This is a genomic window from Ornithinibacter sp. (genome assembly GCF_035443565.1).
In the GTDB taxonomy this organism is placed as follows: domain Bacteria; phylum Actinomycetota; class Actinomycetes; order Actinomycetales; family Dermatophilaceae; genus Fodinibacter.
Window position 1 is genome coordinate 1 of the sequence record NZ_DAORSO010000094.1, and the last position, 9,463, is coordinate 9,463.

10 protein-coding genes and 2 tRNA genes are annotated in these 9,463 nt (G+C 71.5%); 5 read left to right on the plus strand and 7 right to left on the minus strand.

Annotation, left to right across the window (positions count from 1 at the left end; translation table 11 throughout):
* From PLL68_RS10210 to PLL68_RS10220, 3 genes are all read right to left on the minus strand, one after another.
* Positions 1–226, minus strand: a 226-nt coding sequence (locus PLL68_RS10210) for an RNA polymerase sigma factor (protein WP_324533738.1), incomplete at its 3' end; no start/stop codon positions are given.
* Positions 226–1,947 carry a S8 family serine peptidase gene (locus tag PLL68_RS10215; protein ID WP_324533740.1) on the minus strand — a complete coding sequence of 574 codons (1,722 nt, stop codon included), beginning with the start codon at positions 1,945–1,947 and terminating at the stop codon, positions 226–228. The genes PLL68_RS10210 and PLL68_RS10215, both read right to left, overlap by 1 nt.
* A gap of 299 nt (positions 1,948–2,246) precedes the next feature.
* The gene (locus tag PLL68_RS10220; RefSeq protein ID WP_324533742.1) at positions 2,247–2,612 is read right to left on the minus strand and encodes a protoporphyrinogen oxidase; all 366 of its coding nucleotides are present in this window, start codon (positions 2,610–2,612) and stop codon (positions 2,247–2,249) included.
* 110 nt (positions 2,613–2,722) lie between these two features.
* On the opposite strand from PLL68_RS10220, the gene PLL68_RS10225 reads away from it, so the two are divergent.
* A tRNA-Ser gene (locus PLL68_RS10225) sits at positions 2,723–2,809 on the plus strand.
* 442 nt (positions 2,810–3,251) lie between these two features.
* Positions 3,252–3,455 (plus strand): cold-shock protein, encoded by a 204-nt coding sequence (locus PLL68_RS10230; protein ID WP_048553073.1) that lies wholly within the window; start codon positions 3,252–3,254, stop codon positions 3,453–3,455.
* Positions 3,456–3,522: 67 nt separating this feature from the next.
* Here PLL68_RS10230 and PLL68_RS10235 read toward each other — a convergent pair whose 3' ends face one another.
* Both PLL68_RS10235 and PLL68_RS10240 read right to left on the minus strand, forming a co-directional pair.
* On the minus strand, positions 3,523–5,415 hold the full coding sequence (locus PLL68_RS10235) for a penicillin-binding transpeptidase domain-containing protein (protein WP_324533747.1): 1,893 nt from the start codon (positions 5,413–5,415) through the stop codon (positions 3,523–3,525).
* 264 nt (positions 5,416–5,679) lie between these two features.
* Positions 5,680–5,769: transfer RNA gene (locus tag PLL68_RS10240), tRNA-Ser, on the minus strand.
* A gap of 230 nt (positions 5,770–5,999) precedes the next feature.
* Between PLL68_RS10240 and PLL68_RS10245 the strand changes: the two genes are divergently transcribed.
* From PLL68_RS10245 to PLL68_RS10255, 3 genes are read left to right on the plus strand one after another with little or no spacing between them, the layout of a single operon-like run.
* Positions 6,000–6,410, plus strand: a complete 411-nt coding sequence (locus tag PLL68_RS10245; RefSeq protein WP_324533749.1) for a hypothetical protein — start codon at positions 6,000–6,002, stop codon at positions 6,408–6,410.
* A complete protein-coding gene (locus tag PLL68_RS10250; RefSeq protein WP_324533751.1) occupies positions 6,407–6,973 on the plus strand; it encodes a DUF4333 domain-containing protein in 567 nt (188 codons plus the stop codon). Before PLL68_RS10245 ends, PLL68_RS10250 begins: the two co-directional genes overlap by 4 nt.
* A gap of 29 nt (positions 6,974–7,002) precedes the next feature.
* Positions 7,003–7,503: a GNAT family N-acetyltransferase gene (locus PLL68_RS10255; RefSeq protein WP_324533753.1), complete on the plus strand. Its 501-nt coding sequence runs from the start codon at positions 7,003–7,005 to the stop codon at positions 7,501–7,503.
* Between the two features lie 65 nt (positions 7,504–7,568).
* On the opposite strand, the gene PLL68_RS10260 is transcribed toward PLL68_RS10255, so the two are convergent.
* Together PLL68_RS10260 and PLL68_RS10265 are read right to left on the minus strand one after the other, a co-directional pair.
* Positions 7,569–9,041, minus strand: a complete 1,473-nt coding sequence (locus tag PLL68_RS10260) for a sensor histidine kinase (protein ID WP_324533755.1) — start codon at positions 9,039–9,041, stop codon at positions 7,569–7,571.
* 17 nt (positions 9,042–9,058) lie between these two features.
* Positions 9,059–9,463: response regulator transcription factor (locus PLL68_RS10265; RefSeq protein ID WP_324533757.1), on the minus strand; the 405-nt coding region annotated here is incomplete at its 5' end.

Here is a 9,463-nt window from a genome sequence, read left to right on the forward strand (position 1 = left end):
GCGGGTCGGCGATGGACGGCGCGTGCTCGACGAGCTTGAGCCAGGTGTTCTGGACCACGTCCTCGGCGCCCTGGTGGCTCAGCCCCTGCTGCCGGGCGAGGTGCCACAGCAACGGGGTCACGTCCTCCACGAGGGTGGCCATCGCCGCGGACTGACCGGACCGGTAGGCGCGGAACGCATCGGCGGCGCGGATCGCGAGAGAGTCGGCGCCGGCATCCGTGTGCATCACGAGATCACCCCCCGCGGCCCCGGAGGCAGGGAGTCGACGACCTTGGACGCCTGGGCGACGCGGCCAGCCGCATCGGCTTCGGCGGTCATCCCGGCCAGAGCCGCTGCGACCTGGCCGGCGAAGGCGGGGGCGGAGAACGAGCTGCCGCTCCAGACCCCGAACCCGCAGGCGTAGTCGTCGGGGTCAGGGGTGCCGCGCGCCGGGATCCCCGGTCGAGCGTCGACGTGCAGATCGGGGCGCTGCGAACTGTTCAGGGTGGTCGGCATCGTGCTCACGACGGCGACACCGCAGCGGTACACGCGTACCCATGGCCCGGTGTTCGAGAAGGCGGCGACGGTGGCCTGGTCGATCGCCGTGGGGTCGCCGGGGTTGGTCGCTCCGACGCTCACCAGGGGTGCGGCCATGACGGGGGCTCTGGTGTCGTCGGTGACGGGAAGCGGGCTGAGTGCGGCCGGCCAGAACGGCAGGGTCGTGGCCCCGTTACCCGCGGCGGCGACGATGCACACCCCGTCGCGTTGCAGGGCGCGCAGGGCGGCGAACAGGCCTGCCTCGTCATCGACCGACCCGGGCGTCTCGTGGTAGTACCCGAAGGACAGGGACACGACGTCGAGTGGGGTCCCGTCCACCCGGCCCTGCAGGCGCAGACGGTTCCACAGGAAGAGCTTCTCGAGGGCCTCGACGACGTCGGTCTCGTCGGCTGCACCGTCGCCGTACATCACGGGCACGATGACGAGGGTCGCGTCAGCGCTGTGCTGGCGCACGACGCCGGCGACGAACGTGCCGTGGCCGGCCATGGCGTCCAGGGTTGCGTTGAGGGTGTCGACGGACACGCCACGGTGCTCGGGGTCCGCGGCGGCCGGGAAGCGCAGGCCGACCGGCACGGGCCTGCCCGTCTTCGGGTCCTCGATCGTCGGGTCGTGGTCGACCAGGGGTGACCCCTTCGGGAACCACGGGTGGGCGCCCAGACCGGTGTCCAGGATCGCCACGACGGGGGAGCGACGCCCGGAGGGCTCTCCCGGTGAACTGGCCACTGCCACCGGTGTGCGCCCGTCGGCCGTTCCGGGGGTGCCGACCCCGGAGTGGTAGCCGACCCCGGAGTGGTAGCCGACCCCTGAGTGGTAGCCGACCCCGGAGTGGTAGCCGACGCCGGAGTGGTACCCCGCGCTCATGAGGATGTGGCTGAGGCTCCACCGAGACACCTGCGAGGCCGTCTCGTCGGTGTCCTGACGGGCGCGCTGGAGCACGTCCCAGGCGTCGATCGGCGCTGCCAGCCGACCGGCATCCGGGCGCAGTTCCACGATGGTGCGGGCCACCGCGTCGAGCTCGCCGGCCAGGTCCAGGGCGCGAGCCAGCTCGGCGACCGACGGCTGGCGCGGCACCCGCTTCACGTCCACCTCAGCGCCGTCGGCGGCCCGGGCGTCCGGTGCGTCGTTGAGCACGACGGGGGTGAAGCCCATGTCCTCACCGAGGCGCTTCAGCTCGGCGAGCGGCCCGGCGATGGTGTCGCCACCGGGCAGGCCGGGAAGGATCAGCCGGTCGGGTCGGTATGCCGTGGGGTGCACGGGCGGCTCGGCGCCGCGCCGAACGGCATCGTCGGGGGAGAGCACCGTCGCCCGGAACCGGCGAAACGCCGAGGCGGGGACACCGAAGACAGGTGTCGGGTGGCCCGCGCCGCCAGCCCCTCGGCCAGCGGGGTCGTCAGGGGTGGTCTCGCTCATGCGGTTCTCCTGAGGGGGCCGGTCCGGGGCGTGAACGCGCTCGTTCCAGCGTAGTGAGAGTGCTCGTCACTGCACAGGAGGCCGAACGGCCGGTGCTGATACACCGGTGTCGGGAAAATTCATCGTCTCGCGAGGTATCACCGCGGGGTGACGCTGCTCCTCCACCATGACGGACCCTTCCGGGGCCCGTCCCGCGAGGGCCGACACCGCCCCTCCGCTGGCGGACCACGCCGGCACGGGAATCCCGGAGGGCGACGTCGGGCGTCGCGCTCCGGCCGGGCCCGCGTGAGTGGAGGGGCTCAGGCGGCGTCGTCGGGGCGCGGCGTCGCGCCCGCCCAGTGGTTCTGTTGAGCCGTCGGTGTCGTGGGGGATGCCGTGTGGCCCGGTTGCGGTTCGGGGGTCGCCGTGATCGTCTCCGCCGTGATGGTGCGACTGGCGCGCAGGCGCTGCCCGGTGGCGCGGGCGGCATCCGCGACGATGTCGGCCACCGCCGGGGCCGCCTTGGTGCGCGCGGCCTCCTTGGCGTTGGCCACCTGCTTCTGGACCGGCTTTGAGTGCCAGACCTTGCCGGACGTGCGGGCAATCTGCTCGTACCGCTGCCGACCAGCGCGGGTGCCGAGGACGTATCCGGCGGCCAGGCCCGCGATGAAGGTGAGCTTCGCCATCGGTGATCCTTTCGTCGGCCTCAGACCCTACCTGCCGATGGTGACCGGATGCCGTCGAGCGCCGCCGACGCCCATCACGCCGTCGTGCTGCACAATGGCTCTGCAGTCTTGGAGGGCTCGCATAGTGGCCTAGTGCGGCGGTCTTGAAAACCGCTATGGCGGCAACGTCATCGTGGGTTCGAATCCCACGCCCTCCGCGCACAGGGTTCGGGCGGGCCGAGGAACGAGGCCTGCCCGGTTCCTGTGCATTGAGCACGCGGGATTCGGGAGGAAGGGCGAGGAACGAGCCCTGACGGTTCCCACGCCCTCCGCTCGTCCAGACACCAGCCCTCCGCTCGTACGAATCCCATGCCCTCCACGGGTGTTGTCCGACGTGATGAATGGTGCCCGGCACGGCAGGGTCGCGAAACCGAAGCGCGAACTCCCAGGCAGTGCGAATCCCGGTGTGTCCGCTGGCTGATCGGGTGTTTTCGAGACGCGCGCGCAACCACAGTTGGTGCTAGTTTCGGCCTCGGTTGCAGCAACAGCACTTCCTGGCAGTCGATTCACCGCGTGCCTCAAGGGGAACTGGAGTTCGCATCCGCGGTCGGTGCGACGTGTGCCGACCGAGTGCTACACACAGAAAGAGTCACCCCAGATATGGCACAGGGCACCGTGAAGTGGTTCAACGCTGAGAAGGGCTTTGGATTCATCGCCCAGGACGGTGGCGGCCCCGACGTCTTCGTCCACTACTCCGCGATCGACACCCAGGGTTACCGCAGCCTCGACGAGGCCCAGCGGGTCGAGTTCGAGGTCACGCAGGGCCCCAAGGGTCCGCAGGCAGACCAGGTCCGCCCCATCTGACCCGGAAACCCCCGAGTCTTCACGAAAGGCCCCGCCCGGCATCCGGGCGGGGCCTTTCGCTGTCGGCCTACAGGGCTGCGACGCGGGTCAGGAAGTCCTTGGCGATCGGGGCGGCCACGGTTCCCCCGCTCGTGCCCTCCTCGACCAGCACGGCGAAGGCGACGTCCCCCTGGTAGCCGGTGAACCACACCCGTGGTGGCGCGTCCGGGTCGCTGCCGTACTCGGCAGTTCCGGTCTTGCCCCGCACCTGGCCCCCGGGTGCGCCGCTGGCCTCCGAGCCCGACCCGCCGGCGACGACCGCCAACATCATCGCGCGCAGATCGGCGACGGCCTTCCCGTCGATGGGGCGCGGTCGCGGCGAGGTCGCCTCCGGGCCCTTCACGAGGACCGGGGCGAGGAAGGTGCCGCGCCCGATGCTGCCGGACATGACGGCCAGTGCCAGCGGCGAGACCTCGACCCTGCCCTGACCGATGGATGCCGCCGCGGCGTCGGTGCCGCCGGTGGTCGCCGGCACGCTGCCGTCGAAGGCGCCGGCGACGCCGAGGGTGTCGGCCCACCCGGCCCCGATCCCCAGCGTCTTCGCGGCGGTGGTGAGGTCATCGGCCTGCAGCGAGTCCGCGAGGCTCACGAAGGCGGTGTTGCACGATTCGGCGAAGTTCTTGGAGAACGGCGGACTGCCGGGCAGAGAGCTGCCCCCGAAGTTGCCGAACTCCAGCCCGTCGACGGTGATGGTCTTGGGGCAGGGCACCGGCGCGGTGGGCGTGGTGATGCCCTTGGTGAGGTACGCGTAGGTCGTCGCCACCTTGAACGTCGAGCCCGGCGGGTAGCGACCGGTCAGCGCACGGTCGAAGCCGTTGCTCGGGCTGTTGGCCGCCGCGAGCACCTCGCCGGTCGGGACGTGCACCGCGACGATCGCCCCGGGGACCTTCAGCTCGGCCGCGGCCAGCGACTCCTCGGCGGCACTCTGGATGCCGGGGTCGAGGGTCGTGACGACGTCGGTGCCGTCGGTGGCGGCCTGCTCGAAGAGCACGACGCCACCACTGGTCTCGACCCTGAGGCCGACGTCGCCAGCCAGTTGCTGGTCGTACTGCGCCTGCAGGCCGCTCAGCCCGGCCCGATCACCGGCGACGTAGCGGCCCGCGCTCTTGTCGACCACCTCTGCCGTGACCTCGCCGACGGTGCCGAGCAGCGGTTGGCCGAAGGTTCGGGTGACGGCGAGCGGCTGCTGCGACGTCGGGGCGATGACGCTCGGCGCCAGCGCCGTGATCTTCGCCGCCCGCGGCTCCCAGTCGGCGTCGCGGTAGCTGATGACGGGGATCGGGGCCTTGGAGCCCGAGGCGGTGGCCTTGGCCAGCGCGGCGGTGAGCGACCCGGCATCCGCGCCGACGATCGGCTCGAGAGCGGCCACCGCCTCGGGAGTGGCGTTCACCGGGTCGATCGCCACGTTGTGCACCGTGCCGAGGGGCATGAGTGGGTCGCCGGCTCGGTCGACGAGGTCGCCGCGTTCCCCGGTGGTGCGCTCCATCGAGAAGGTCTCGCCCGGCGGCAGGTCGGGATGCCACGGGGTGCCGGCACCCGGCGTGGCCACCTGCCACGCGTCACCCGAGCGGCTCACCGTGGTGGGCACGTCGTACGACCAGGCCACCCCTCCCGGAAGGGTCCACCGCACCGCAAGACCGGCGGATGCCGTGTCGCCGTCACGCGCGCTGTCGCCCACGGTCACCTCGACAGGGGACGTGCCGAGGTCCTTGACCACGTCGGGGAAGGCGTCGCGCACCGCGGTGTCCGCGAACGGGACGGTGCTGACGTCCTTGGCGACCCACGCGGCCGCGAAGGCCGAGAGCGCCGCCTTCGCCGCGGCATCCTGCTCGGCCCCCTGCTGGCGCCACCACCACACTCCGCCGGCCCCCGCGACGAGCACGAGGAGGGCGGCGACGAGCAGGGCGATGCGTGACTTCATGCCCTCAGTCAACTACGCCCCACCGACCGGCACCCCCGCAGCCGCATCCCCGCCCGACTTTTCCTCCCCATGAGGGAAGGCCGAGGTTCGCAAGGGATGCCTTCCCTTGTGAACCTCGGGCTTGTCCTGTGAAGTGCCGAGGGAGGCGGAGGGAGCCAGCGGTCGAGCGAGCTCCTTGGTCGCTCCCTGCGACCGCTTCCCGGCATCCCTCCGCCACCGCAGACAGAAAGACCCCGGTCGCAAGCTCCCGGGGTCATCTGTCGGCGGAGGCGGAGGGATTTGAACCCTCGATGGGCTTGAGACCCAAACCGCATTAGCAGTGCGGCGCCATAGACCGGACTAGGCGACGCCTCCAACGTCGCACAGGGTAACTGGCCGGGCACCCGGCGGGCAAAGCGACCCGGTCCTGGTCTCGTTTTCGACCTGCCGTCAGCCACGGTTGCTGCCAGACTCCAGCCATGAGCCACACGGGGGATCCAGCAGGACCGACATCGCCACCTGTCCATCAGCAGACCGCGGCACCTGTCCCTCCGCAGGCGGCACCACCCGCCCCGAAGCAGGACTCGACGCGCACCATCGCCATCGTGGCGCTCGTGGTCGCAGGGCTTGCGATCCTCGGGCAACTCGCCACGATGGTGCTGCCGATGTTGTTCTTCGGATTCTTCGGCCTCTTCGGCTTCACCGACGACTTCGACGAGGGGTTCGGGTCGTCCGGGGTGGTCACGATCGGCAACGGCCAGGCCAAGCTGGCAGCCGACCGCACGGTGACCGGCCCCGTCCTCACCCGAGCGGTGCGTGATCTCATCGGGCCGGACGACCCGTTCCTGCCGCCCATCGAGAACATCACCTGTGACCCTGCGCCCCCCGTCAGCGCCGACGTGAGCGTCCTGTGCCGGGCCGGCGCCGGCGAGGGCTGGGTCATCGTGAGGTTCACCGACGCGACGGGCGAGTTCGAGGCCGTTGTCGTTCCGGGCGAAGACATGATGATGCCGTGAGCAGCCCCGACGGACCCCCCTTGGTCCCACCGACTCCTTCCAGCCCGACCACTCCGGCCACCCCTCCTGGTCCCGGCGGCTACCGGTACGGCGCGTCGACCTTGGACCAGCCGCCTCCCGCGTACAGCGGCTGGGCGCAGCCGCAGCCCGGCGGCGAGCCGGACGGACAGGTCGCCCTGCGCAAGGCCCGCACCGCACTCGGCTGGGCCATCGGCGCCGCAGTCGCCGCAGGCCTGGCCCTGCTGACCGCGGTCGTCGCCATGGTCGTCGGCGCCGTCGTCTCCGATCCGTTCCTCGACGACAGCGGGTTCTACGAGTCGCTCCGGGGCGAGGTCGTCGCGCTGCCCGAGGGCTCGGCCCTCAGTGGCGATCGCCTCGAGGCAGCCCTGGGCAACGTCCTGCTCGACTACTACGACGAGGTCGACGGGCTCACCTGCCCGGACACGGCATCTGTGCGCCCCTCGACGACGGTGGTCTGCACGGCCAAGGTCGACACCTACCCGTGGACCGGTGTCGTCTTCTTCGAGGATGCCAAGGGCAGCTTCGTCGTCCTCGAGCTCTGAGCGCGGCCCCGTGGGTCCGGTTTGCGAGGATGTCCCCCGTGCCCCTGACGATCCGCCGCGCCCGCCCCGACGAGTTGGATGCCGTGGGGCGACTCACCGTCGACGCCTACGTCTCGGGTGGCGTCATCGAGTCCGGGTCACCGTACCTGTCGTTCCTCTCGGATGCCGGTGCGCGGGCCTCGGACGCCCAGGTGTGGGTTGCCGTGGACGATCGGGGAATCGTCGGCACGGTCACCTACGTCGAGCCCGGGTCACCGTTGGCCGAGGTCGCCAGACAGGGTGAGGCCGAGATCCGCACCCTGGCCGTCGCCCCCGCCGCGAGCGGTGAGGGCATCGGGGAGGCGCTGACCCGGGCGATGATCGACCTCGCCCGCGATGGTGGCTTCGGGTCGGTGGTGCTGTCGTCGTCGACGACCATGCGGGCGGCGCACCGGCTCTACGAGCGGCTCGGGTTCGTGCGGCTTCCCGAGCGCGACTGGACCCCGGGCCGCGGCATCCAGCTCATCGCCTACGAGCTGCCGCTCACCTGATCACGCCGTGAGTGCGGAAGTGGCGGCTGGGGCAACCACTTCCGCACTCACGACCGACGAAGGGCTCAGCTGGCGGGGAGGAGCACCGAGAAGGTCGTGTCCCCCGGCCGGCTCGACATCTCGACGCGTCCACCGTGGGCCTGGCCGACCGCTGCGACGATGCTGAGGCCCAGCCCGGTCGAGCCGCCGCCCCGGGTGCGGGCGTCGTCCCCGCGGGTGAAGCGCTCGAACACGGTGGCCTGCACCGACTCGGGCACGCCGGGGCCGTCGTCGGTCACCGAGATCCGCACGAGCTCACCCTCGGGGCGCACCCGCGTGACCACGCGCGTCCCCGCCGGGGTGTGGGTGCGGGCGTTGGCGAGCAGGTTGGCGAGGATCTGGTGCAGCCGTGCCTGGTCACCGGGCACCTCGACCGGCTCCTCGGGCAGGTCGAGCTCCCAGACGTGGTCGAGTGACGCCGCGTGCGCGTCACTGACCGCGTTGACGGCGAGCAGCGACAGGTCGACGGGTTCGCGCTCGAGGGGCCGCCCGGCATCCAGCCTGGCGAGGAGCAGCAGGTCCTCGACGAGCACCTGCATCCGCAGCGCCTCCGACTCCACCCGCCCGATGGCGTGGGTGACGGTCGGTGGCACCGGCTCGCTCTCGCGACGGGTGAGTTCGGCGTACCCACGGATGGACGCCAGCGGGGTGCGCAGTTCGTGGCTGGCGTCCGCGACGAACTGCCGCACCTGCGTCTCGCTCTCCTGGCGGGCGTGCAGGGCCGACTCGACGTTGTCGAGCATGGTGTTCAGGGCGAGGCCGACCTGCCCGACCTCGGTGCGCGGGTCGGCATCCGCGGCGGGGACGCGCTCGGCCAGCGCCACGTCACCCGAGTCGAGCTTGAGCGCCGAGACGCGTCGCGCGGTGGCGGCAACCCGGTCGAGGGGGGCCAGGCTGCGCCGGATCAGCACGGTGCCGCCGACGCCCACCGCGACGAGCCCGAGCACGGTGCCACCCGCCACGAGGGCGAGCAGCTTCGCCAGCAGCTCGTCGACCGGGTGCGTGGACACCCCGACGATCAGGCGGCTCCCACCGGGGAGCGTGTCGGCCTTCAACAGGTACGTGCCGACGTCCCCACCGATCTGGACCCGGCGCGGCTGCGTGCCGACGTCAGCCTGCGCGATGCGGCGGACCTGGTTGCTGTCGAGCACGTCGTCCTGACGGTCCTCGTTGACCACGGCGTTGATGGCGACCCCGGATGCCGTCGTCGCGACGGTGCCGTCGGCGTTCAGTCCCAGCACGAGCACGTCCCCACCGCCGGGTGCCCCCGCCGGTCCATCGCCCCGGCCCCGTGGTCCGAGGGTGCGGCCGTCGCGGTCGGGGTCGACGTCGACACGAGAGAGGACGGTCGACAGGTCGGAGACCAGGCCCCGCTCGAGGTAGCGCTGGGTCTCGAGCAGGGTCAGCGCGCCGGTCGCCAGCATGATGACGGAGAACAGCGCCAGCATCGAGGCGAGCAGCTTGGCCCGCAGCGTCCAGCGGGAGGGAGGGGACGGCATCCGGTCAGCCTGCCCGATCAGTCAGTGGGCTTGAGCACGTAGCCCACGCCGCGCATCGTGTGGATCATCGGGTCGCGGCCGGCGTCGATCTTCTTGCGCAGGTAGGAGATGTAGAGCTCGACGACGTTGGCCTGGCCGCCGAAGTCGTAGTTCCAGACCCGGTCGAGGATCTGCGCCTTGGAGAGCACCCGCTTGGGGTTGCGCATGAGGTAGCGCAGCAGCTCGAACTCGGTTGCGGTGAGGTGGATCTGCTCGCCGGCGCGGGTGACCTCGTGGCTGTCCTCGTCCATCGTGAGGTCGCCGACGACGAGCAGGGAGCTGCCCTCGTCGGTGGCGACGGTGGTGCGCCGCATGAGGGCGCGCAGCCTCGCGACGACCTCCTCGAGGCTGAACGGCTTGGTCACGTAGTCGTCGCCGCCGGC

What these genes read in the sequence shown, in the direction of transcription:
- PLL68_RS10220 (WP_324533742.1), bottom strand. Translation starts at nt 2,612, where the DNA reads ATGGCGAAGCTCACCTTCATCGCGGGCCTGGCCGCCGGATACGTCCTC.
- PLL68_RS10260 (WP_324533755.1), bottom strand. Translation starts at nt 9,041, where the DNA reads ATGCCGTCCCCTCCCTCCCGCTGGACGCTGCGGGCCAAGCTGCTCGCC.
- PLL68_RS10230 (WP_048553073.1), top strand. Translation starts at nt 3,252, where the DNA reads ATGGCACAGGGCACCGTGAAGTGGTTCAACGCTGAGAAGGGCTTTGGA.
- PLL68_RS10215 (WP_324533740.1), bottom strand. Translation starts at nt 1,947, where the DNA reads ATGAGCGAGACCACCCCTGACGACCCCGCTGGCCGAGGGGCTGGCGGC.
- PLL68_RS10235 (WP_324533747.1), bottom strand. Translation starts at nt 5,415, where the DNA reads ATGAAGTCACGCATCGCCCTGCTCGTCGCCGCCCTCCTCGTGCTCGTC.
- PLL68_RS10255 (WP_324533753.1), top strand. Translation starts at nt 7,003, where the DNA reads ATGTCCCCCGTGCCCCTGACGATCCGCCGCGCCCGCCCCGACGAGTTG.